The following is a 22,042-nucleotide window of genomic DNA, read 5'->3' as shown; positions in this document are numbered from 1 at the left end:
CAACGCCCGCGCCGGTCTGCCCATGCGCCTGCTGCACACCATGCTCCGGGTGGGGAACCTGGACCGCTCCCTTGCCTTCTACACCGAGGTGCTCGGCATGACGCTGCTGCGTCGCAAGGACTATCCCAGCGGCCGCTTCACCCTGGCGTTCGTGGGTTATGGCCCGGAGTCGGATCACACCGTGCTGGAGCTCACCCACAACTGGGACACCGAGGCGTATGACCTCGGCGAGGGTTACGGCCACATCGCTCTCGGCGTGGACGACATCCATGCCACCTGTGATGCGATCCGGGCCATGGGGGCCCGTGTGGTGCGCGAACCCGGCCCGATGAAGCACGGCAGCACCGTGATCGCCTTCGTGGAGGATCCCGATGGCTACAAGGTGGAGCTGATCGAGCTCGGCTCCCGCGCCGGTGGTGCAGCCTGATGCCCACCGATGTGCGTGCCGGCTACGGCGTCAGCCTCACCAGCGAGCCCGATCGCTTCAGCGAGGAGGCCTGGAACCTGCTGCTGGCCAGCCAGGACACGGCCCGCCGCTGGCGCCACGGTGTGATGGATGTGGAGCATCTGCTCCAGACCCTGCTGCTGGATCGCCGTTTCGGTCAGTGGGTCGATCGCCTGCCCCTCGATTCCGACCGTCTGCTCGACCGGCTCGAGGCCTTCTGCGCCGAGCAGCCCAGTGCTCCCGATGGGGAGCTCTTCATCGGAGATGCCCTCGAGGATCTGCTCGAGGAGGCCGACCGGCGCCGCACCGGCTGGGGCTCACGCCTGCTGGATGTGCCCCACCTGCTGCTGGCCCTGGTGGAGGAGCCCCGCATCGGGGAGCGGCTGCTGGCCCGCGAGGGACTCACGGAGGACGTTCTGCTGCGCCAGCTGCGTCCAGCGGCACCGGCCCGTCCCACCGCGGCTCCGGCTCCAGCTGCCATGCCCTTGCCGGCCGCTCCGGCGTCAGCCGCCGCGCCACCGCCCACTTCCCCTCCACCCCCTGCCGCGGCCGTCCCGACCTCTCCCACGCCTGCCGCCGATCCCTGGGCCGGAGCGGACGACTGGATCGATGCCGCCCCCGGCCTGCGCAGTCCCGGCCGGCCCACGCCGCCCGCCGCGGCGGCGCCCGCCGCTCCCGCCCTGCAGCTGGAGGCCGAGGCCCCCGAGCCGATGGCCCTGGAGCGTTACGGCCGCGACCTCACCGCCGCCGCCCGGGCCGGGGAACTGGATCCGGTGATCGGCCGTGATGCCGAGATCCGCCGGCTGATCCAGGTGCTGTCGCGCCGGAGCAAGAACAATCCGGTGCTGATCGGTGAGCCCGGGGTGGGCAAGACGGCCGTGGCCGAGTGCCTGGCCCAGCGGATCGTGGCCGGCGAGGTGCCCGATGCCCTGCGGGGCCAGCGGCTGGTGGCGCTGGATCTGGGCGCCCTGATCGCCGGCGCCAAGTTCCGCGGCCAGTTCGAGGAGCGCCTGCGCACGGTGCTGGCGGAGGTGCGCGACGCCGAACCCGGCGTGATCGTGTTCATCGACGAGCTGCACACCGTGGTGAGCGGGGATCGCTCCAATGCCGATGCCGGCAGCATCCTCAAGCCGGCCCTGGCCCGGGGGGAGCTCCGCTGCGTGGGGGCCACCACGCCGGAGGAGTACCGCCGCAGCATCGAGAAGGATCCGGCCCTGGAGCGCCGCTTCCAGCAGGTGGTGATCCGCGAGCCGGGGCTGGAGACCAGCGTGGAGATCCTGCGCGGGCTCAAGGAGCGCTACGAGCTGCACCACGGCGTCACCATCAGCGACGCCGCCCTGGCGGCGGCGGCCCGCCTGGCCGATCGCTACATCGCCGACCGCTGCCTGCCCGATTCCGCCATCGATCTGGTGGACGAGGCGGCCGCCAACCTGCGCATGGAGGTCACGTCCAAGCCCCAGCCCGTGGAGGATGCCGAAGTGGCCCTGCGGCGGGTGGAACTGGCCCTGCTCTCGGCCGAGGCGGCCCCCGAGGCCGAACGCATCGCCCTGCAGGAGCAGCGCCGCCAGGCCGTGCAGGCGCTCCAGCACCTGCAGCAGCGCTGGCAGGCCGAGCGGGAACGGGTGGCGGAGCTGCGGGACCTGCTGCAGCAGGACGAAGACCTGCGCCATGCCATCGCCGAGGCCGAGCGCTGCGGGGATCTGGAGGAGGCGGCCCGCCTGCAGTACGACCAGCTGCACGGGGTGCAGCAGCGCCGCCTGGCCCTGGAGGCGGAGATGCAGACCGACGCCATGCTGCGGGAGCAGGTGGAGCCCGGCGACATCGCCGACGTGGTGGCCCGCTGGACCGGCATTCCGGTGCAGCGCCTGCTGGCCGGCGAGCGACAGAAGCTGCTGGAGCTCGACCGGCGTCTGGGCGAGCGGGTGATCGGCCAGCCCGAGGCCGTGGCCGCCGTGGCAGCAGCGATCCGTCGCGCCCGGGCCGGCATGCAGTCGCCGCGGCGGCCGGTGGGGTCCTTCCTCTTCCTCGGCCCCACGGGTGTGGGCAAGACCGAACTGGCCAAGGCCCTGGCGGCGGCGCTGTTCGACGAGGAGGAGGCCCTGGTGCGGCTCGACATGAGCGAATTCATGGAGCGCAACGCCGTGGCCCGCCTGGTGGGGGCTCCGCCGGGCTACGTGGGCTACGAGGAGGGGGGGCAGCTCACCGAGGCCGTGCGCCGCCGCCCCTACGCGGTGGTGCTGCTCGACGAGGTGGAGAAGGCCCACCCCGAGGTGTTCAACCTGCTGCTGCAGGTGCTCGATGACGGCCGCCTCACCGATTCCCAGGGCCGCACCGTGGGCTTCCGCCACACCGTGGTGATCATGACCAGCAATCTGGCCAGCCGCTCGATCCTCGACCATGCCCGCGGCGGTCTGGATGCCACCCAGCTGGAGCAGGCGGTGGACCAGGCCCTGGCGGCCCGCTTCCGGCCGGAATTCCTCAACCGCATCGATGAGGTGATCCGGTTCCGGCCGCTGGCGGAAGCCGATCTGGCGCGGATCGTGAGGCTGCAGCTGGCGGAGCTGGCCGCCTTGCTGGCGGAGCAGCAGCTGGAGCTGCAGGTGGACGAGCCCGTGATCGAGGCGCTGGCCCTGCAGGGCTATGAGCCCGAATACGGCGCCCGTCCGCTGCGGCGGGTGCTGCGGCGCCGGCTGGAGAACCCCCTGGCCACCGAGTTGCTGGAGGAGCGCTACAGCGGTGCCCGCGGGGTGCGGGTGAGGGCCGGGGCGGAGCCGGGTGGATCGCTGTGCTTCGAGCCCGTGGCGGAGCCAGGCCGGGAGGGGCGTCCGGTAGGGTGATCGTTTGCCGAGTCGCGCGGATGCCCGCGTGCGCCTGCACCCGTGGTGTCCGAACCAACCCCTGATCCAACCCCAGCTGATTCCAAGTCCGCTGCGCCAGCCTCGAAGGCCGCCGTCGATCAGGCTGCGGATGGGCAGGTTTCTCTGGAGGCTGGAACGGCCGAAGCCCCGGCACCGGCCGGCTTCGGAGCCGCCACCCTGGCGGAGCTGCGGAAGGTGGTCTGGCCCAGCCGTCAGCAGCTCTTCAGCGAATCGGTGGCGGTGATCCTGATGGTGGGTCTGTCGGCCGCGGCCATCGCCGCCATCGACCGCTTCTACGGCTGGGCGGCTGCCCAGGTGTTCGGCTGACCCCCAGACCGACCCCCTGCCCGCCTCCGCTCCGAACCTCCGCTCCCTCCCTCTTCCGTCGTTCCCGCCTCCCCAGCCTGAAGCCCCGTGTCCGAGACCCTGTCCGAAAGCCAAGTCGACAACGTCGCCAGCGAAGCCGACCCCGCGGCTGATGCCGGACTGGAGCTGCCGGCCGCCGGAGCCGACACCGCGTCCACCGAAGCGGCCGGCGAGAAGCGCCAGGTGGCCCGCTGGTACGCGGTGCAGGTGGCGTCCAGCTGCGAGAAGAAGGTGAAGGCCACCCTGGAGCAGCGGGCCGTGACCCTCGGCGTGGACAACCGCATCCTCGAGATCGAGATCCCCCAGACCCCGGGCGTCAAGCTGAAGAAGGACGGCAGCCGCCAGAGCACCGAGGAGAAGGTGTTCCCCGGCTACGTGCTGGTGCGGATGGTGCTCGATGAGGACACGATGATGGCGGTGCGCAGCACCCCCAACGTGATCAACTTCGTGGGGGCCGAGGAGCGTCGCGCCACCGCCCGGGCCCGCGGCCACATCAAGCCCCGCCCGCTCAGCCGCCAGGAGGTGGACCGCATCTTCAAGCGGGCCGCGGAGAAGAAACCCGTGGTGAAGGTCGACCTCAGCGAGGGCGACCAGATCCTCGTCACCGCCGGTCCGTTCAAGGACTTCCAGGGCGAGGTGATCGAGGTGTCGGGCGAGCGCAACAAGCTCAAGGCCCTGCTCTCGATCTTCGGCCGCGAGACCCCCGTGGAGCTCGAGTTCGCCCAGATCAGCAAGCAGAGCTGAGCTCCAGGCTCCGCTCAGCGGCCGTCTCCCTGCGGAGGGCGGCCGTTCCATCACCGCCTTCCACCCGGAGGCGATCCGCAGACCCGCCCAGTAGTTCGAGACGATGGCCAAGAAAGTCGTAGCCGTGATCAAGCTGGCCCTCCAGGCCGGCAAAGCCAACCCGGCGCCACCCGTGGGCCCTGCCCTCGGTCAGCACGGCGTCAACATCATGGCGTTCTGCAAGGAGTACAACGCCCGCACGCAGGACAAGGCCGGTTACGTGATCCCGGTGGAGATCTCGGTCTTCGAAGACCGCAGCTTCACCTTCATCACCAAGACCCCTCCCGCCTCCGTGCTGATCTCCAAGGCGGCCGGCATCGAGAAGGGCGCCGCCACCTCCTCCAAGGGGGCCGTGGGTGCCATCAGCCGTGCCCAGCTCGAGGAGATCGCCAAGACCAAGCTGCCCGACCTCAACTGCACCAGCGTTGAATCGGCCATGCGCATCATCGAAGGCACCGCCCGCAACATGGGCGTCGCCGTCAGCGACTGATCCTTCCGTTCCCATCACCGGGGGAGATCCAGCCAGCCGCCGCCGGCGCCCAGCGCCCCTGGCAGTCCTGCATCGCCCGCACCCCATCACCGCCATGCCCAACGTTTCCAAGCGCTTTTCCTCCCTCCAGGCCAAGGTCGCCGAGCGCGCCTACGAGCCCCTGGAGGCCATCGAACTGGTGAAGGCCAACGCCAACGCCAAGTTCGACGAAACGATCGAGGCCCATGTGCGCCTCGGCATCGATCCCAAGTACACCGACCAGCAACTGCGCACCACCGTGGCCCTGCCCCACGGCACTGGCCAGAGCATCCGCATCGCCGTGATCGCCCGCGGTGAGGCCGTGGCCGCCGCCAAGGCCGCCGGTGCCGATCTGGCCGGCGACGACGATCTGGTGGATCAGATCGCCGGCGGTGCCATGGATTTCGACCTGCTGATCGCCACCCCCGACATGATGCCCAAGGTGGCCAAGCTCGGCCGGGTGCTCGGTCCCCGCGGCTTGATGCCGAACCCCAAGGCCGGCACCGTGACCACCGATCTGGCCGGCGCCATCGCCGAGTTCAAGGCGGGCAAGCTGGAGTTCCGCGCCGACCGCACCGGCATCGTGCACGTGCGCTTCGGCAAGGCCAGCTTCGAGCCCACCAAGCTGCTGGAGAACCTCAAGGCCCTGCAGGAGACCATCGACCGCAACAAGCCCAGCGGTGCCAAGGGCCGCTACTGGCGCTCCCTGTACGTGACCTCCACCATGGGCCCCTCGGTGCAGGTGGACTTCTCGGCGCTGCAGGACCTCAAGCAGGAGGGCTGACATCAACACCGTGACGGGCTCGTGGAACAGGGGCGACCAGCGGCCGAGCAGACAGATCCCCCGCCCCCTGGGGCGGAGGCCAACCAGGCGGGCGTAGCCCGCCTGATGTCTGCTCTGCAGGCCTTGTCGATCCCGCCGTCCGACCTGGGCGCCATCGAGACTGACCTGCAGGGAGACCTGGCCTCCATCCCCATGCAGCGCCTTGGGCTTGACAGCCTGGGATCCATGGAGCTCTGCATCCACCTCGAGCTCGACCACGGCGTTGTGATCACGCCAGCGGACCTGCTGGGCATGCAGACCGTGCAGGAGCTGATCGCCCGGCTCAGGCCCCAGGATCCCTAGGGGGATGGGCCAGCAGATCGCTCAGCGCCTGATCAAGTGTGCAGCCCTGAGCCACGAGATCAATGAACAGGGCGTGGGCTGCGCAGCCGGGATAGGCCCTGGGCGACGGTGTGACCTGCAGCCACTGCCGCGCCCGGTAGTAGTGCTGGAGGAGCTCGGCACAAGTGCTGTCCTGGCCGTTCTCTGCGGCGAACGCCAGGATCAGGTCGGTGGTGTGATCCTGCGGGGTTCCGGTTGTTCGGACGGGCTGAAGCCGATCGAGGAGGCCGCCCGGCTCAAGCAGGGGCGGGCTGGCTCCAGCCCCGATGGCAATACCGAGCGGCAACCCCAGGTTGCGGGCGACCACAAGGGCCGGCAGGCCTCCGCTGCTGGTGCCCAGGCTGCAGATCTGTTCTGTCTCCAGCCCCTTGGCCTGAAGGCCTTGCAGCAGCCGGCGAAGGTGCTGCTCGATCTCCAGGAGCACCTGGCCGTTCTGGGAGAAGTAGCCCGCCAGGCTGTGGCGTCGCACCAGCAGCAGGTCATAACCGCTGGCGTCGAGGGCGCTCAGCACGTAGGGGATAGGAGCCATCAGCAGGCCGAGGTTGCCCGTGAAGCCGATCACCAGATGGCGTCGGAGGCGCTGACTCCCGGGCCTCTGTGCTGCCCCGGCCCGATCCAGGCTGCGGTAATGGGAGATCCAGTGGTTGGCGGCCGGATGGTCGATCCGGCGGTACCGGGGGCCCTGCTGACGTAACCGGGGGGAATAGAGCAGGGACTGTGCGGCCCATTGCCGGCGCCACTCGGAGTTGATGCCGCGCGCGCGGGCAAGCTTCAGTAGCTTCCTCAGCTGCTGACCGGTGGCAAACCGGTTGATCACCAGCTGGTGCTGATGCAGGCGGTTCAGGCTGATCCCTGCCAACCGCGAGACCCACCGGGCCGGGGCTTCTCCCCGCAACTCCCATTCAAGATCCTCCCAAGGCAGCGCCGGTGCCTGGCTCATGAGCGCAACGCGAAGCGTTCCGCCAGCACCCGCCGCAGCGGTTTGCCGGTGGGGCCGAGCGGCAGCGCCTCCAGCGGCACGATGCGGTGCGGCCGCCGCGGGCCCAGAGCCGTGCGGCACCGCTCCATCAATGCGGCCAGCAGCGTGGCCGTCTCCCCGTCACCGGACCCTGCAGCACTCCGGGGTTGCAGCACCACAGCCGCCATGGGAACGGCACCATAGTGTTCGGAATTGGCTCCGAACGCCACGCAGTCGCGCACGCGCGGGTCGGCGCGCAGCACATCCTCGATCTCCAGGGGGGAAATCAGCAGGGAGCTGAACAGAAACACGTCGTTGGAGCGGCCGCCGAAGATGAGTGCGCCGTCGGCGCTGCGGGCGATCAGGTCGTTCGGGTTGAACGGCTCCTGCACGGCCTGCTGCACCTCCATGCCGCCCCCCTCCCGCTCCACCTGCCAGCGCGTGACCTTGCTGACCAGCACCTCGTGGAAGCCGAGCCCATCACGCTGCAGTCGGGGCGCGCCGATCAGCGCCAGCCTCACGTTGTCCAGCGGATGGCCCAGGCCTTCGCGGTGGTCCAGCAGCGCCTCGGGGCTCAGCCAGCTGATCGGGCCGCACTGGCTGGTGGCGTAGGTGATCCCCAGGCTGCAGCTGTGGAGCCGCCGCACGGCCTCCCGCAGGGCCATCGGCACCCGGTCGGCCCCTGTGACGACGAGGAAGGAACCGGGCAGCCGATCCAGCTGCCCTGCCTCAAGCCGCCGTCGCAGGGCCAGTGGCGCCATCGGCGTGCCGGTGCAGCCCTGGGCGAGCACATCCGGGCCGATCGGAGCGAGGGGATCGCGCACCACCAGGCCAGTCCCCTGCATGACGCATGTCAGCTTGAACAGCCGGGAGCTGTGGTGCTGCAGACCGGGTCCGAGCAGGGGTCTGTGCAGCAGCTGATAGGGCGACCAGTCCAGCCGCTGCACACCGCTCAGGATCTGGGAGGCGGTCGTTCGGTTGATGCCGGGGCGCCCTGAGCTGGTTCCCGAGGTGGTGGAGAGCAGGAGGGCCTCCTCCGCTTCTCCAAAGGCGGCATGGGCCTCGGGGGAACCATCGGATTGGAGACCTGCGGAGAGCGGCACCACGTCGAACTGCTCCGGACTGGCGGGGGCGCCCTCCCAGTCCCCTTCCCCCGCCAGCTCAGAAGTCCGGCCCTGCCACGCCTGGCCCACCAGCCAGTGGGTGAGGCCGTACCGCTGAGCGAGGCTGGCGCGCTCCACGCTGGAGGCATCGTGGGGCACGATCGCCTGCCTGACTCCGCTGAGCAGGCAGGCGATCGTGCTGATCAGCAGGGGCAGGCCATCCGGGGCAAGGTGGGCGATGCAGGGGCTGGATCCGTCCTTGAACATGGCCCGCCAGGCCTCGAACCAGGCGCACTCCGCCTGCAACCGCTCCAGCAGTTCCGCCGCCGTGACTGGACGCCCCGCCCAGTCGACCATCACCTCGGCGGGATTCCGGCCGAGGGTCCGTGCGGTGTCGCGCTTCAGCTGACGGATCAGGGCAGGAGCCATGGCTGCTGTGCCGGAGTTCAGGCCGGCACGCCGCTGGCCAGCCGGGCCGCTGCCGCCTCCACCACCGCCTCCCCCAGGGTTGTGAGCTGGGCATGGCTCCGGATCACGGCGAGCGAGGAGGCTCCGTACTCCTGCTGTTGGGCGATGAGCAGCCTGCAGGAAGCGGTGAGCTCTTCGAACGCATCGCTCGGGGGGATGCCGCGGCTCAGCGCCCGTTGCAGCACGGGGCACACCCTGGACACCACATGCAGAGCGTGAAGAATGCCGTTCATCGGTCGTGGGTCCGGCCGGATCCTCACGCTGTGCCGCTCGTCATCACCATTCAGACAGAGCGGACCGTCCTGGGCCAGCACGAACAGCTCCGCATGGGCATACTCATGCACCAGGCGTTCCGTCATCTGGATGGGATTCGTGGGCCGTGAGGCGTTGAAGAGGCTGGCGCCGCGGAAGAAGAAGCAGGTGGCATTGCCGAAGCCCTCTCCGCTGAACCGGGCGTTGGAGCCTGGCGCGCAGAGCACCAGCAGCGGCTGAAGCCGGTCCATCAGGTCTGCCAGGGGGGGATCGAGGGTCCGGATCAGACCGCGGGCTTCGGGAATCACCGTCCGGTACTGATCCCCCACCTCGGCGGAAGGTGGCTCCATGCCGCCAGAGAAGTCGCCGCCTTCCTGAAAGAGGTCGAGGGCAGCCTGCCAGAGGGCCGGGTCCGCCCGGGCCGGGTTCCAGAACTCCACGATCTGGCCCACCGGCTGGGGGCGCTCGATCTCAGCGAGGAGGAGGTCGTGGAACCTGGGAAGAAGGTCACCCTGGCCGGTGAGGATCTGCCGGCCGAGGAGGTAGTAGCCCAGATACACCCACGGGGAGAGGGGGCTGTGGGCTGCCTGCAGCCGCTGTCGCAGGGCCAGCACGAGTGGGCCGAGGTTCAGCTGGGGAGCAGCGTTGCTCAACTGCTGGAACGAGTCGAGCAGATCGTGCTCCCCCTTGCGAGCATTGTGCTCGACACAGGCTGTCAGGACGGCGTCGTCGGCCAGGTTTGGGTGCGACGTCACCGGCACGGATCCCGGAGGTTCGTCAGCGACGTTGGGCGCCCGTGGGCTCACCGCCCACCTTGGCGGAAACCGAAGAGCTCATGGTGCAGGCGGTCGTTTGGGGCTCGGTGCCGAACTTGGCGCTGACCGCGGAGCGCAGGCCAACCGACTCGGCTGCGCCCTGCATGGCCGCGGCGTCGTGGGGCTGGCGAACCATCAGCTTGAAACCGAACAGGTTGTCCATGGTGCTTTTGCTGCGAAGACGAAGCCCATTCAAGCCTGGATTTCTGAAAAGCAAAGAACAGCTGTGGTGGTAAGGTGATTTGCTGGCCTCTATTGGCCAGATGGGCACGCGCCCAACCCCAGACAGCAGGTTGGCCTGGAATCCTCCGGTACCCCGGCGGCATTCCCATCCGTAAGCCCTGCCGAGGTGAACGCGACAGGTTTCGGCCCCAGGTCTTCAGCGGTGTGCAGCCGCCGACGGTCTGATCGGTCAGGAGCATGCAGCGGCCTCGAGCTGGCCTGAGGCGATCCTCCCCTGGATCACCTTGCCGGCGTCCCGGGCCGCGTACCCGGCTTGTTCCCCCGATCCGATCCTTTCCTATGGGCCGCACGCTGGAGAACAAGCAACAGATCGTCGAAGAGCTCAAGGGGCTCCTCGGCGAGGCCGAAATGGCGCTGGTCCTCGATTTCAAGGGCCTCTCCATCAAGGAAATGTCTGATCTGCGGACCCGTCTGCAGGCCAGCAACGGCGTGTGCAAGGTGACCAAAAACACCCTCATGCGCCGGGCCATTGATGGCAACAGCGCCTGGTCGGAACTCGAATCCCTGCTCACCGGCACCAATGCCTTCGTGCTCGTCAAGGGCGACGTTGGTGGTGCGGTGAAGGCCGTGCAGTCCTTCCAGAAGGACACGAAGAAGTCTGAGACCAAGGGCGGCCTTTTCGAAGGCAAGCTCCTCTCCCAGACCGAGATCAAGGCCATCGGGGATCTGCCCTCCAAGGAGGTGCTCATGGCCCAGATCGCCGGTGCGATCAATGCCGTGGCCACCAAGCTGGCCGTGGGCATCAACGAGGTTCCTTCCGGTCTCGCTCGGGCCCTCCAGCAGCACGCCGGTGGGGAAGGCCAGGCCTCCTGAGGCCAGGCTTCATCCCGCTCGCCGCTGTTGAGCTCAACCGATCCGACTGTTTCCCACAGATCTGTTGCTGATTCCCAACCATGTCTGCTACGACCGACCAGATTCTCGAACAACTCAAATCCCTCTCCCTGCTGGAAGCTTCCGAGCTCGTCAAGCAGATTGAAGAGGCCTTCGGCGTGTCCGCCGCCGCTTCTGCCGGTGTCGTGATGGCCGCTGCTCCGGCAGCTGCCGCTGAGGCTGCCGAAGAGAAGACCGAATTCGATGTGATTCTCGAATCCTTCGATGCCGCGGCCAAGATCAAGGTGCTGAAGGCCGTGCGCGAAGCCACCGGCCTGGGCCTGGGTGACGCGAAGTCACTGGTGGAAGCCGCTCCCAAGGCGGTGAAGGAGGGTATCGCCAAGGCCGATGCCGAGGCCCTCAAGAAGGCCATCGAGGAAGCCGGCGGCAAGGTTTCGATCAAGTGATCGCAGCCGGGGCCGGCATGTCCGGCCCCCCGCTTCCGAGCACAAAGCCGGCCCCTTGGGGCCGGCTTTGTTGTGTCGGCTGATCGTCAGTGACGCCAGTGCCGGTAGGCAGCCAAGAAAAAAGCCCCGCCGAAGGCGGGGCAGGACGTTGGAACGATCTTCGGGAGTCTGTCCTCGTTTCGACCCTGAAGAGACGTTCCGCACTCCTCACACCCCATGAACTTAAGGGGGGCTCTCCGGGAAAGGGGTGCGGGCGTGACGGTTGTCCAGCTGTCCCGTGCCCCCGGGTTTCCGGCTAGCTGCCGTACGGCACCACCTCCAGGGCCACCACGCCGGTGGGGCGGGAGGTGGGGCGGCTGGTGGTGCGCGACACCCGCGAATCCAGTCGGCCGAGGCGGCTGGTGCGCTCCAGCCGGCTGGCGGAGGCCACCGAGGGGGGTGGGGTCACCGCCGGCAGGGACGCCAGCTCGCCGCCGCCCCGGGCCCGGGCGATCAGCACCGGCAGGGGCTCGGCATGGGCCATGTAGAGGTGCCGCAGGGTTTCGCTGCCGTAGGTGCGGCGCTGGAAACTCCAGCCCGGGGCCAGCTGCAGGGCGGACAGGCCGTTGGCGGCAGCCCGGCCCGTGGCCACGGGAATCAGGGTGGTGTGCTGGGGATTGCTGGCCATCAGCCGCAGCTCCCCGTTGGTGCTCTCGACCCTCAGCCGCCAGGGGCTGCTGAGGTCGCTGTCGTTGACCCGCAGGGAGTAGGCGCTGCTTGAGAGGTAGCGGCCGCAGACCCCCTCAGCCACGTCGCCGTCGTAGGACACCACTGACCCATCGGGGAATTCACGCCAGCACGGAGGCTCGGGCTGGAGCTGTTCCAGCACGATCAGGTTCCAGCGGCCTCCTGCCAGAGGCTGGGCCAGGGCGATGGCCTGGCCTGCGGCGATCGGCTGGCTGCCGAACAGATTGGCCGCCTGGGCGCGCTCGGACGGGGCACTGCCCAGCAGGGCAGCGGCGCCCGTGCCCAGGGCCGTGGCGCCGAGGGCCAGCGGCAGACGCAGGGACCGCAGGCGGGAGGATGACGGCAGGAGGGGTGGGGTTGGTGTGCTGGCCATGGCCCTTTCTGCCCGGAGGGCAGCACAGATTAGAGAGTCTCTCTAGCGAAGATTTCAGGAGTGTCCAGTGGCGAGTCGGCCGGTGAGAGTGGTGGCGGCGGCCTGTGATGGGGCCTGCAGCGGCAATCCGGGGCCGGGGGGCTGGGGGGCTCTGCTGCGTTTCGAGGATGGGTCGGTTCACGAAATGGGGGGTGCCGAAGCGGACACCACCAACAACCGCATGGAGCTCACCGCCGCCCTGGCGCTGCTGGAGGCCCTGCGCGATCTGCCCCGTCACCCCGACCTGGCCATCCGCACCGACAGCCGTTATCTGATCGATGGCCTGGGCAAGTGGATCCAGGGGTGGAAACGGAAGGGATGGCGCACGGCGTCCGGCGGCGCCGTGCTGAACCGCGATCTCTGGGAGAAGCTGGATCGGGCCCGGCTGGCTGACGTGCCGCTGCGCCACGTGAGGGGGCACAGCGGCGATCCCGACAACGAGCGCTGCGACACCATCGCCGTGGCCTTCTCCCGCGGACGCATTCCTCCCTTGCAGGAGGGTGAGGTGCTCGGGATGGCGCGGCTGGAGGCCGACGTTCCCGCCATGGCCCCAGAGGCGGTGGAGCCCCGGCCCGGGCGCGAGCCGACTGCACTGGGTGATGCGTCTGGTGAGGATCCGGCTCCGGCGGCGTTGCAGCAGCTGCTGAGCCGGCTCGAATGGGCCGATCGGGTGGCTGAGCAGGCCTACGGCCTCACCCTGGTGGAACTGGCCCAGTTGGTGGAGCAGCCCCTGCGCAACCTGGAGCGCCGCACCAGGCCCTGGACGTGGCGCGACTGGCGGGTGGAGCCGATCGGGGACGGCCGCTGGCGGTTGCGGCGCGGGACGGCAGGATTGGGAGATGGCCGCTGAACAGCACAGATGGGGGAGGGCGCACAGGGCGGTGCGACGGTGGGACAGGCAGGGGCAGCAGCCAGCACCACCGGCGCGCTGTATCAGCGCTTCGTCGGCCCGTTGCTCTCCCAGGATGCGGGTGCCGACGCGGAGCAGCTGAGCCGCCTCACCCTGGCGGCCCTCGCCCAGGCCTCCCTGCGCCGTCGCTGGCCCGTGGTGAGTGGGGTGCTCGAGGGCCTCGGGGGCGAGCTGCGCCGTCCCGATCCGCGGCTGGAGCAGAGCCTGTTCGGCTGCCGCTTCAGCAACCCGGTGGGCCTGGCGGCCGGCTTCGACAAGGACGGCGTGGCGGCGGCCATCTGGGATCGCTTCGGCTTCGGCTTTGCGGAGCTCGGCACCATCACCTGGCACTCCCAACCCGGCAATCCCCGCCCCCGCCTGTTCCGGCTGGCCCAGGAGCGGGCCGCGCTCAACCGGATGGGCTTCAACAACCAGGGGGCCCAGGCCGCCCGCCGCACCCTGGAGCGCCAGCGGTTGCCCCCGCCGGGCCAGCGGCCGGCCGTGCTCGGCATCAACCTCGGCAAGTCGAAGGTCACGGCCCTGGAGCAGGCTCCCGACGACTACGCGGCCTCGCTGGAGCTGCTGGCTCCCCTGGCGGACTACGCCGTGATCAACGTGAGTTCTCCCAACACCCCCGGGCTGCGGGATCTGCAGGATGAGGTGCTGCTGCGCCGGTTGGTGGAGCGTCTGCGGCGGTTGCCGGCCTGCCCGCCGCTGCTGGTGAAGATCGCGCCGGACCTGGAGGACGACGCCATCGACGCCATCGCCCGCATGGCCTACGAGGAGGGCCTGGCCGGGGTCATCGCCGTGAACACCAGCCTGGACCGCCTCGGTCTGGAACAACGGCGCCTGGTGCAGACGGGACGCACCCTGGCGGAGGAGCCCGGTGGGTTGAGCGGCGCACCCTTGCGGGCCAGGGCGCTGGAAGTGTTGCGCCGACTGCGGGCCACGGCGGGCCCGGCCCTGCCGCTGATCGGGGTGGGGGGGATCGATTCCGCCGAGGCCGCCTGGGAGCGGATCGCCGCCGGAGCCTCGCTGGTGCAGCTCTACACCGGCTGGATCTACGCCGGCCCGGCTCTGGTGCCGGCCATCCTGGAGGGGCTCAGCCGGCAGCTCGATCGCCATCGACTCGCGCACATCGGTCAGGCCGTGGGCACGGGCCTTCCATGGCGGTGATGCCTTTCGTGGTGGCCGGTTTCCGAAAGTTCGGTAGCTTTGCCGCAATCGACGTGGACACCCTTGGTACTCGCGGGGATCAGGGAACGGTTACGCCCCCTGAGGGCGGACATTTTTCCGCGCACGGTGCTGCTCGATTTCTCCGACCCCCAGTTGCTGGTGGGGCAGACCATGAAGACGGGCAATGCCGATCCGCCCACCTGGCAAGCGCCCGTTCCGGCCCGCACCCTTCGGGACGGGGTGCCCATCGCCCCTGACGCGCTCGGTGATTTCGTGGGTGACCTGCTGCTGGAGCACGCCACGGTGATGGCCAATCTGGTGGTGGCGCTCCCGCGCCAGGCCAGTGCCTGGCGGGTGATCACCTGGCCGGGTGGTGTCTGCCCCGAGGAGCCGGTCGCCGCCCTGCGGGAGCTGAATCCTGATCTGCGGCTTCCCTTCGCCCTGCGCTCCGCGGCCATCGATCTTCAGCCCCTGCCCGGCAGAACGGCCCGTTCGCTGCTGGTGGCCGCGCCCACCAGCACGGTGGAGGCCTGGATCGACCTGTTCGCGATCGCCGGCGGCAGGTTCCGCCACCTGCTTCCGGCCCAGGCGTGCCAGATCCTGGCCCTGCGGGACCAGATCGATACGACGACTCCTGGCACCATGGTGGGAGTGCTGCAACCCACCAGCAGCCACTGTCACCTCGATGTGTGGGTGGCAGGTGCCCCGGAGTTCGAACGCACGCTCCCCCTGTCCTCCCAGGAGCTGATTCCCGAGTTGAAACGGGCGCTTGCGTTCTGCGAGGCCCAGTTCGGTTGTACCCGTTCGCGTCTGCTGGTGACCCAGCCGCTCGAGGGCCTCGAGGCTGTGGAGCAGGCGATGGGACTGGAGTTCCAGCAGATCGAACTGGCCGGCTTCGGTACGCTTGGCCTGAAGGGTCTGGCTGAGCTGGACAGAGCCCGATGATCACAACACCATTCGATCTTCTTCGCGACAAGCGCGAATCTCTGGGCCTGCCCGAACCCGCAGAGGCGCAGCAAACCACCCGTCAGACCCTGCTCAAGGGGGTCGCCATCGGTTCCGGCATCCTCGGCCTGACCCTCGGCATCAGTGCCCTCCTCTTCCTGAGGGGGCTGTATGTGCGGGGTGAACTGGACCGGCTGGCCACGGTGGAGGCCGAGGAGCAGCAACTGCAGAGCAGGCTGATCGCCAGCAACGCCAAGCTCAAGCAGGTGCAGGATGCCAACCGCAAGCTGGTGCAAGGACTGATCGGCACCCGCTCCTCCTCGGCCTTGATGCGCGACCTGCAGCTGCGGGTGCCTGAGGGGGTGCAGCTCACCGATGCCCAGCAGCAGGAGCAGGACATGGTGCTCAAAGGAGTGGCCAACGATCCCCAGGCCTTCGTGCGGATCAACGCGCTCCAGCTCGATCTGAAGCGATCTCCTCTGGTGGATTCCGCCAAGGGCGTCACGCTCCTGAAGGCCTCCCGTGACCGCAGCAATGCCAACAGCAACCTTCTCGCCCCTGCCGTGGCCTTCGAGTTGCGCTTCTCCTTCCGGGAGGGATTGCCGCCGGCCTCCGAGAAGCTGATCCTTGAGCAGCTCGGTGCCGAGGGCCTCGCCCGCCGCCTTGCCCTGCTTCAGAAGGAAGGACTGCTGCCATGACCAATCTTCAGGCCTCCGTCAGTCCGCAGCAGCTGCAGCTGCGTCAGCGCCTGCTTCTCGGGCTGCCCATCGCCGCCGGCGGCCTTCTGGCCGCGCTGGTGATCGGAGCTCTTGTCGTGCCCCAATGGCTGCGGCTTCGCACCGATTCCGAACGCCTCGATGAACTGCTGGCACTCCAGCAGCGGATTCCTCTGCTCCGGGGCCAGATCGATCAGACGGCCCAGAACCAGGAGAAAGCGGAGCGGCAGCAACGGCGCATCCTCAACCTGATCGAGGGCAGTGGAGAGTTCCTCACCTTCCTCTCCCAGATCGACCGGGAGGCCACCCGGGCGGCGGTGCAGCTGGAGCTGTACGAGCCCGTGCCAGCCCAGCCCGCCGCGGCCGAGGCACAGCCGGCCCAGCAGCCGGGAGCTGCAGCGGCACCACCACCTCCCAAGCCACCCCTGGAGGAAGCGGGCCTCAGCTCCGAGCGTGTTCTGGTCACCGCCCGGGGCAACACCCCAAGCCTGCTCACGTTCCTCCGCGCGGTGGAGAAACTCAGTCTGCTGGCGGTGCCCAGCCAGTTCACCATGGCCCTGGTGGAGAAACCCGGCGCCCCCCAGACGGGGGGTGCTGCAGCTGCCAAGGCCACGATCCCTGAACTCAAGCTGCTGCTGACCTATTACAAGGCTCCCGAAGGTGGGTTGAAGCCACCGCCGCCAGCGAAGCCTCCCGCTGCTCCGGCTGAAGGAGCTCCCGCAGCCCCGCCTCCGGCCCAGCCCTGAGCAGGTCGCTGCCGTTCTGGTGGTGACAATCGCCCGCCATGGCCTGGCTTGCAGCAGCAGTGTTGGTCGTGGCAGTGCAGCAGCTGCCAGCGCGGTGGTAGTGGCGTCAAATTTTGGTCGGTAAGATCCGCCCACAACTGGTGTCGGGCACGTTGGCCAAGCTCATGAGTTCTCGCCTGCTGCTTTCAGGCTGGGTTACCGGATGCCTTGCCATCGCTTGGTTGGCACCCGTCGGCAACGCGGCGCCCAGGGTGCCTGCGGCCACGGCACCCTCAGCAGGCGCGCAGCCGGAGATCACCGGAGCGGTGCAGCTGAAGGTGAGGCGGCTTCCCGATTCCGTGGAGCTGCTGATCGAGGGCACCGGCATCTCTCCCCAGTTGCAGCAATCCAGTGATGCCGCTGGATGGCAGGGGCAGTTGTTCACGGCTACCCCTTCGGCTCTCAAGCTCGGCCCCCAGAGGCTTTCCCTCCCGGAGGTGGGACTGCAGACCATCAGCTTCGATGGCGGTGGCAGCAGCTTCTCGATCGGCGTCACCCCCATGCCCGGCGTGACGCTGAGCCGGCCCGTGGTGAGCGCCGATGGTCAGAACCTGATCATCGCCTTCCCCTCACCGGTTCCCCAGGCTTCGCTGCAGGTGAACCGGGTGAATCTCACCCAGCCTGGTGCGGTGCCGCTGCCCAGCTATGCCCCGCCGCTTCAGCCCAGGGCTGTGGCCCCGCCGCTGGGGGACATGGCCGTGGGCACGATGACGCTGCGGAATCCCGGCTATGTGAACGTGTCCGGTCCTTCGGTCACGATGACGCTCAAGAATGCGCCGGCCCGTGATGCCCTGATGGCCCTTGCCCAGCTCGGCGGTTACGGCTTCGCCTATGTGGATGAGCCCCTGGCCGGCGCGGCACAGAACGCCGCTGCCACGAATCCTGGAACCCGGCCCCTCTCGATCTCCTTCCGGGGAGAGTCCTACTCCCGAGCCCTCAACACCACCCTGCTGGCGGCCGGTCTGCAGGGCAAGCTGGAGGGCAACATGATCTTCGCCGGCCCCAATGCCCTCTCCAAGAGCTTCGGGGCCCAGGTGTCCAAGGTCTATCGCCTCAACCAGGTGGGGCCGAATGCGGCGGCTGACTATCTGGCCAACCTCGGTGCTTCCGTCACCAAGACCAACACCATCACCACCTCGGTGACCCAGGGCGTGTCCCAGGGAGAAGCCATCTCCTCGGCCCCCAATGCCCAGACCACCCAGGCCAGCAGCGTCACCACCGTGGAGGCCTACGGGGCGTCCACCGGTCCCCTGATCGGCCTGCGTGCCACCACCGACACCCGCTTGGGCACCATCACCATGGTGGGTGATCCGGCCATTGTGACCATCGCCGAGCAATACCTCCGGCAACTGGACCTGCGGCAGCGCCAGGTGGCGCTCAACGTGAAGCTCCTGGATGTGAGCCTCGAGAACGATGCCGCGATCGACAACTCGTTCGCGTTCCGCTTCGGCAATAACTTCATTGTGAATGACAATGGCGCTCTGCTTGGAGCATTTGGGAGAAATCTGCCGCCTCAGGCCGATGCCTTCCGACGTAATCAGCCGGATAGCATCGAGTTCAGCGATGGTCAATTCACCACTGAAAATGGCCCTCCCAATCAGCGACTGACCGCCGGCGGAAATAACAGTGGGTTTGCCCGTTCGCTTTCGATTACTGCAACTCGGAATCGATCTCTCAACCGGAATATTCTCAGCCGGATTGAAAATGAAACGGGCAGTACCCTTGAGCGGATCACAGATCCGACGACTGGCGCAGAAAGCTTCGTTCTGACTCCCTCACAGAACAACCTCAATCGAGTTGAGCGCACGGTTCAACGAATCCTTGGGCGAAATGGTACGGTTTCAAGGACAAGATCAAGCAACAACGGTGGTTTCTCCAACCGTCTTGATGTGGCAAGCACGCCAGGCAATCCAGGCAACAATTACGCCGAAGACACGTTCTACGACTTCGTTCGTGCCCAGATCACGTCTGGCTCGACCAAGTTGTTGGCCAGCCCCACCCTCATCCTCCAGGAGAATGCCGCTGAATTGCGTGGCGCTGGAATCACCGGCAGCACGGACTCCCCTGGCGGACTGGATGAATACAGCCCGGATTCCCCCATCGGTCGGCGCCGTGCCAACGAGGGTGTTGTTCGGGTCGGCACCAACGTGGTGACGAACTATCAGGTCACCACGCCTGAGGGCGGTGGAAACATCGTCTGCGATCCCGAAGTGTCCACGGCCGGCCTGGTGCTCGGCGCCCGGATCGAGAAGATTGACGACAACGGCTTTGTCACGTTCGCGCTCTCTCCAAGTGTCTCCGCCATCACCGGCCAGGAGCAGGCGCCAGAAGGTTGTGGCTCCAACCTGAACATTCTCAGCGTCCGTCGCCTCGACACCGGCGCCGTGCGCGTGCGGGATGGCCAGACGCTGATCCTCACGGGTGTGATTTCCGACTTCGATCGCTCGGTGGTGAGCAAGTGGCCGATCCTCGGCGATATCCCCCTGATCGGTCAGTTCTTCCGCAGCACCTCCAATCAGAAGGAGAAGCGCGAACTCGTGATCATGGTGACACCGCGCATCATCAATGATGAGCAGGGCGGCGCCTTCGGCTACGGCTATCAGCCCGGTACCCGCCAGGTGCGCGATTTCCTGGGCACCAGCAGCTTCTAGCCTGTAGCCCCCGCCTTCAGGGTCGAGACCCTCCGGTCTCGCCACTGCTCGCCACTGTCTGTTGTTCTGCTGGTGCCGTCCTGCGCCCCCCTGCCATGGAGCAAGCGCCAACGCCGAACTCACGCCCTGAGGAGCCAGGCCCCTCCGAGGCGGAGTCGATCGAGACGCTGGAGCGGGAACTCGATCTGGCCCGCACCGAGCTGGCCGAGTACCAGGCCCTGATCGACGAACTCCCAGCCATCTACGAAGCGAAGTTTCGCCATCAGGTGCAGGGTCTGGCCCAGGACATCAAACGCCTGCTCGATGAGCGCCGTGCGTTGCAGAGCCAGTTGGACGGGGCGCTGCCCTCGGCGCCCCCAGATCGTCCGGCCCTGCCACCGGTTGTGCTGGAGCCGGTGGAGGGAGGACTGCCCCCAGCGGAGGAGCCGCGATCGCGTCGGCCGGCCTCCCTGAGGCTGCGGCGCTGGCAGCGTGGGATGGGCCGCAGCTGGCACCGCGTGCGTGATGGTGCCCTTCAGCGCAGCCGCGCCCTGCGGTCGTCGGTGTCTCCCCGGCTGCGCCTGCCGCTGGTGGCTGTCGTTTCCGCCTTCGGGGTGGCTGCCCTGGTGATCGGGGTGGAGGGTCTGCGGCGTCAGGGTGCTGCGCCCACCACGGGGACAGCGCCGCGGACGGTGACTCCCGCGACCCAACAACCGGCACCACCACGTCGCCAGGATCAGGACCTCACGCTGCGGTCCAGGGGAACGGCCTGGCTCGAGGTCCAGACCCTGGAGGGAGAGGTGGTTTACTTCGACACCCTGAAGAAGGGCGAGCAGCAACGTATTCCCCTGCAAGAGGGCCTGAAGGTCCGGGCCGGCCGCCCCGACCTGCTGGACGTGGCCATCGATGACGGGCCCTACGAGGTGCTCAACCCGATTCATGTCCTGGGCTGGAGGACGTTCATGCCCGAGCTGGAACCTGGAGTGCCCCCATCACCGGCTCCTTCGTCGCCGATGCTGCCTTCGCCTGGAACCCCTACTCCGGGAACGCCGCCCCAGCCCTGAAGCGGCACCCCGAGAGGACTGGCGGGGCGGCGTCGGGGAGCTGTCCTACCGTCACGGCCAGCTGATCTCCAGCCAGCGTGGCCCCACCCCTTCCGCGTCGCATCTGCTGCATCGGCGCGGGCTATGTGGGAGGGCCCACCATGGCGGTCATCGCCGATCGCTGTCCCGACATCGCGGTGACCGTGGTGGATCTGAACGCGGAGCGGATCGCGGCCTGGAATGATCCCGACCTGGGCCGTCTGCCGGTCTACGAACCCGGCCTCGATGCGGTGGTGGGCCGTTGCCGCGGCCGCAACCTGGTCTTCTCCACGGCCGTGGAGGACGCGATCGCCGCTGCCGACATGGTGTTCCTCTCGGTGAACACCCCCACCAAGACCCGGGGGCTCGGTGCCGGCCAGGCCAGCGATCTCAAGTGGGTGGAGGCCAGCGCCCGCACCGTGGCCAAGGCCGCCAGCGGTCACACGATCGTGGTGGAGAAGAGCACCCTGCCCGTGCGCACCGCCGAAGCGGTGAAGGCGATTCTTGGCTCCGGGGTGGCCGGCAAGACCTTTTCGGTGCTCTCCAATCCCGAATTCCTGGCGGAGGGCACGGCCATCCGCGACCTCGAGGATCCCGACCGGGTGCTCATCGGTGGCGATGATCCCGACGCCATCGATGTGCTCGCCGCCATCTACGCCCACTGGGTGCCGCAGGACCGGATCCTGCGCACCAACCTCTGGAGCAGTGAGCTCAGCAAGCTCACCGCCAATGCCTTTCTGGCGCAGCGGATCAGTTCGATCAACGGCATCGCCGCCTTCTGTGAGGTCACAGGGGCCGATGTGCAGGAGGTGGCCCGCGCCATCGGGGCCGACAGCCGCATCGGGTCGAAGTTCCTCAAGGCCGGACCGGGCTTCGGAGGCAGTTGCTTCCAGAAGGACATCCTCAACCTGGTGTACCTCTGCCGCCACTACGGCCTCGAGGAGGTGGCGGCCTACTGGGAGCAGGTGGTGGCGCTCAACACCTGGCAGCAGCATCGGATCGCTCGCCTGGTGGTGACCCGGCTGTTCGGCACGGTGACCGGGAAGCGGCTCGCCATCCTGGGCTTCGCCTTCAAGGCCGACACCAACGACACGCGCGAGTCGCCCGCGATCCGCATCTGCCGCGATCTGCTGGAAGAAGGGGCCCTGCTCCAGATCGTGGACCCCAAGGTGCGTGAGCAGCAGATTCAGCGCGATCTGGGCCAGCCGGCCGGCCAGGGGGAGGGCAGCTGGCAGCTCGCGCCCTCGGTGGAGCAGGCCGCGCAGGGGGCCGATGCTCTGGTGCTGGTGACGGAGTGGGAGCAGTTCGGCGCGATCGACTGGTCGGCTGTGGTGGCGGTGATGCGTCAGCCGGCCTGGCTGTTCGACGCCCGTGGCAGCGCCGATGAGGCCGCGGCACGGGCGGCCGGGCTCAGCGTCTGGCGCGTGGGGCAGGGCTAGG

At 68.3% G+C, this 22,042-nt stretch carries 22 protein-coding genes; 17 read left to right on the top strand and 5 right to left on the bottom strand.

Going from position 1 to position 22,042, the window contains the following annotated elements:
* The first annotated feature begins 22 nt into the window (after window positions 1-22).
* The 7 genes from gloA to CPCC7001_RS08870 all read left to right on the top strand — a co-directional run bounded on the left by gloA (window position 23) and on the right by CPCC7001_RS08870 (window position 6,086).
* On the top strand, window positions 23-427 hold the full coding sequence (gene gloA / locus CPCC7001_RS08900) for a lactoylglutathione lyase (protein WP_006910810.1): 405 nt from the start codon (window positions 23-25) through the stop codon (window positions 425-427).
* On the top strand, window positions 427-3,282 hold the full coding sequence (locus CPCC7001_RS08895; protein WP_006909729.1) for an ATP-dependent Clp protease ATP-binding subunit: 2,856 nt from the start codon (window positions 427-429) through the stop codon (window positions 3,280-3,282). Before gloA ends, CPCC7001_RS08895 begins: the two co-directional genes overlap by 1 nt.
* 42 nt (window positions 3,283-3,324) lie before the next feature.
* Window positions 3,325-3,630 carry a preprotein translocase subunit SecE gene (secE, locus tag CPCC7001_RS08890; RefSeq protein WP_006910156.1) on the top strand — a complete coding sequence of 102 codons (306 nt, stop codon included), beginning with the start codon at window positions 3,325-3,327 and terminating at the stop codon, window positions 3,628-3,630.
* A 165-nt stretch (window positions 3,631-3,795) separates the two neighbouring features.
* Window positions 3,796-4,413 (top strand): transcription termination/antitermination protein NusG, encoded by a 618-nt coding sequence (nusG, locus tag CPCC7001_RS08885; protein WP_225867291.1) that lies wholly within the window; start codon window positions 3,796-3,798, stop codon window positions 4,411-4,413.
* Between the two features lie 103 nt (window positions 4,414-4,516).
* On the top strand, window positions 4,517-4,942 hold the full coding sequence (gene rplK, locus CPCC7001_RS08880; RefSeq protein ID WP_006909342.1) for a 50S ribosomal protein L11: 426 nt from the start codon (window positions 4,517-4,519) through the stop codon (window positions 4,940-4,942).
* 94 nt (window positions 4,943-5,036) lie between these two features.
* Complete coding sequence (gene rplA / locus CPCC7001_RS08875) at window positions 5,037-5,744, top strand: 50S ribosomal protein L1 (RefSeq protein ID WP_006911709.1); 708 nt, start codon at window positions 5,037-5,039, stop codon at window positions 5,742-5,744.
* A gap of 123 nt (window positions 5,745-5,867) precedes the next feature.
* Window positions 5,868-6,086, top strand: a complete 219-nt coding sequence (locus CPCC7001_RS08870) for an acyl carrier protein (RefSeq protein ID WP_225867211.1) — start codon at window positions 5,868-5,870, stop codon at window positions 6,084-6,086.
* On the opposite strand, the gene CPCC7001_RS08865 is transcribed toward CPCC7001_RS08870, so the two are convergent.
* From CPCC7001_RS08865 to CPCC7001_RS08850, 4 genes are all read right to left on the bottom strand, one after another.
* A complete protein-coding gene (locus CPCC7001_RS08865; RefSeq protein WP_043368856.1) occupies window positions 6,067-6,984 on the bottom strand; it encodes a hypothetical protein in 918 nt (305 codons plus the stop codon). The genes CPCC7001_RS08870 and CPCC7001_RS08865 overlap by 20 nt on opposite strands.
* 77 nt (window positions 6,985-7,061) lie before the next feature.
* The gene (locus CPCC7001_RS08860) at window positions 7,062-8,615 is read right to left on the bottom strand and encodes a class I adenylate-forming enzyme family protein (protein WP_006910528.1); all 1,554 of its coding nucleotides are present in this window, start codon (window positions 8,613-8,615) and stop codon (window positions 7,062-7,064) included.
* Between the two features lie 17 nt (window positions 8,616-8,632).
* On the bottom strand, window positions 8,633-9,661 hold the full coding sequence (locus CPCC7001_RS08855) for an HEXXH motif-containing putative peptide modification protein (RefSeq protein WP_043368853.1): 1,029 nt from the start codon (window positions 9,659-9,661) through the stop codon (window positions 8,633-8,635).
* Between the two features lie 22 nt (window positions 9,662-9,683).
* Window positions 9,684-9,884, bottom strand: coding sequence for a hypothetical protein (locus tag CPCC7001_RS08850; protein ID WP_006910953.1), 201 nt, complete (start codon window positions 9,882-9,884; stop codon window positions 9,684-9,686).
* Between the two features lie 359 nt (window positions 9,885-10,243).
* On the opposite strand from CPCC7001_RS08850, the gene rplJ reads away from it, so the two are divergent.
* Together rplJ and rplL are read left to right on the top strand one after the other, a co-directional pair.
* On the top strand, window positions 10,244-10,777 hold the full coding sequence (gene rplJ, locus CPCC7001_RS08845; RefSeq protein ID WP_006909818.1) for a 50S ribosomal protein L10: 534 nt from the start codon (window positions 10,244-10,246) through the stop codon (window positions 10,775-10,777).
* Between the two features lie 80 nt (window positions 10,778-10,857).
* Window positions 10,858-11,241 carry a 50S ribosomal protein L7/L12 gene (gene rplL, locus CPCC7001_RS08840; protein ID WP_006910959.1) on the top strand — a complete coding sequence of 128 codons (384 nt, stop codon included), beginning with the start codon at window positions 10,858-10,860 and terminating at the stop codon, window positions 11,239-11,241.
* A 295-nt stretch (window positions 11,242-11,536) separates the two neighbouring features.
* Here rplL and CPCC7001_RS08835 read toward each other — a convergent pair whose 3' ends face one another.
* Window positions 11,537-12,340 carry a DUF3747 domain-containing protein gene (locus CPCC7001_RS08835; RefSeq protein WP_006911274.1) on the bottom strand — a complete coding sequence of 268 codons (804 nt, stop codon included), beginning with the start codon at window positions 12,338-12,340 and terminating at the stop codon, window positions 11,537-11,539.
* 88 nt (window positions 12,341-12,428) lie between these two features.
* Between CPCC7001_RS08835 and CPCC7001_RS08830 the strand changes: the two genes are divergently transcribed.
* The 8 genes from CPCC7001_RS08830 to CPCC7001_RS08795 all read left to right on the top strand — a co-directional run bounded on the left by CPCC7001_RS08830 (window position 12,429) and on the right by CPCC7001_RS08795 (window position 22,041).
* The gene (locus tag CPCC7001_RS08830) at window positions 12,429-13,229 is read left to right on the top strand and encodes a ribonuclease H (protein WP_006910763.1); all 801 of its coding nucleotides are present in this window, start codon (window positions 12,429-12,431) and stop codon (window positions 13,227-13,229) included.
* 9 nt (window positions 13,230-13,238) lie between these two features.
* Window positions 13,239-14,444: a quinone-dependent dihydroorotate dehydrogenase gene (locus tag CPCC7001_RS08825; protein ID WP_043368848.1), complete on the top strand. Its 1,206-nt coding sequence runs from the start codon at window positions 13,239-13,241 to the stop codon at window positions 14,442-14,444.
* A gap of 126 nt (window positions 14,445-14,570) precedes the next feature.
* On the top strand, window positions 14,571-15,389 hold the full coding sequence (locus CPCC7001_RS08820) for a hypothetical protein (RefSeq protein WP_043368846.1): 819 nt from the start codon (window positions 14,571-14,573) through the stop codon (window positions 15,387-15,389).
* Window positions 15,386-16,087 carry a PilN domain-containing protein gene (locus tag CPCC7001_RS08815; RefSeq protein WP_043368845.1) on the top strand — a complete coding sequence of 234 codons (702 nt, stop codon included), beginning with the start codon at window positions 15,386-15,388 and terminating at the stop codon, window positions 16,085-16,087. The genes CPCC7001_RS08820 and CPCC7001_RS08815 overlap by 4 nt, the downstream gene beginning before the upstream one ends.
* On the top strand, window positions 16,084-16,851 hold the full coding sequence (locus CPCC7001_RS08810; protein ID WP_006910364.1) for a hypothetical protein: 768 nt from the start codon (window positions 16,084-16,086) through the stop codon (window positions 16,849-16,851). The genes CPCC7001_RS08815 and CPCC7001_RS08810 overlap by 4 nt, the downstream gene beginning before the upstream one ends.
* 539 nt (window positions 16,852-17,390) lie before the next feature.
* Window positions 17,391-19,541, top strand: a complete 2,151-nt coding sequence (locus CPCC7001_RS15805; protein WP_225867210.1) for a type II secretion system protein GspD — start codon at window positions 17,391-17,393, stop codon at window positions 19,539-19,541.
* A 95-nt stretch (window positions 19,542-19,636) separates the two neighbouring features.
* Window positions 19,637-20,584, top strand: a complete 948-nt coding sequence (locus CPCC7001_RS08800) for a DUF4115 domain-containing protein (RefSeq protein ID WP_006909493.1) — start codon at window positions 19,637-19,639, stop codon at window positions 20,582-20,584.
* A gap of 77 nt (window positions 20,585-20,661) precedes the next feature.
* Entirely contained in the window at window positions 20,662-22,041 is a 1,380-nt protein-coding gene (locus CPCC7001_RS08795; protein WP_043368843.1) for a nucleotide sugar dehydrogenase, read from the top strand.
* Window position 22,042 lies beyond the last annotated feature (1 nt).

Source organism: Cyanobium sp. PCC 7001, assembly GCF_000155635.1.
Classification (GTDB): Bacteria; Cyanobacteriota; Cyanobacteriia; order PCC-6307; family Cyanobiaceae; genus NIES-981.
The sequence above is the reverse complement of the archived record's forward strand: the minus strand, read 5'-3'. Positions and strand labels throughout refer to the sequence as shown.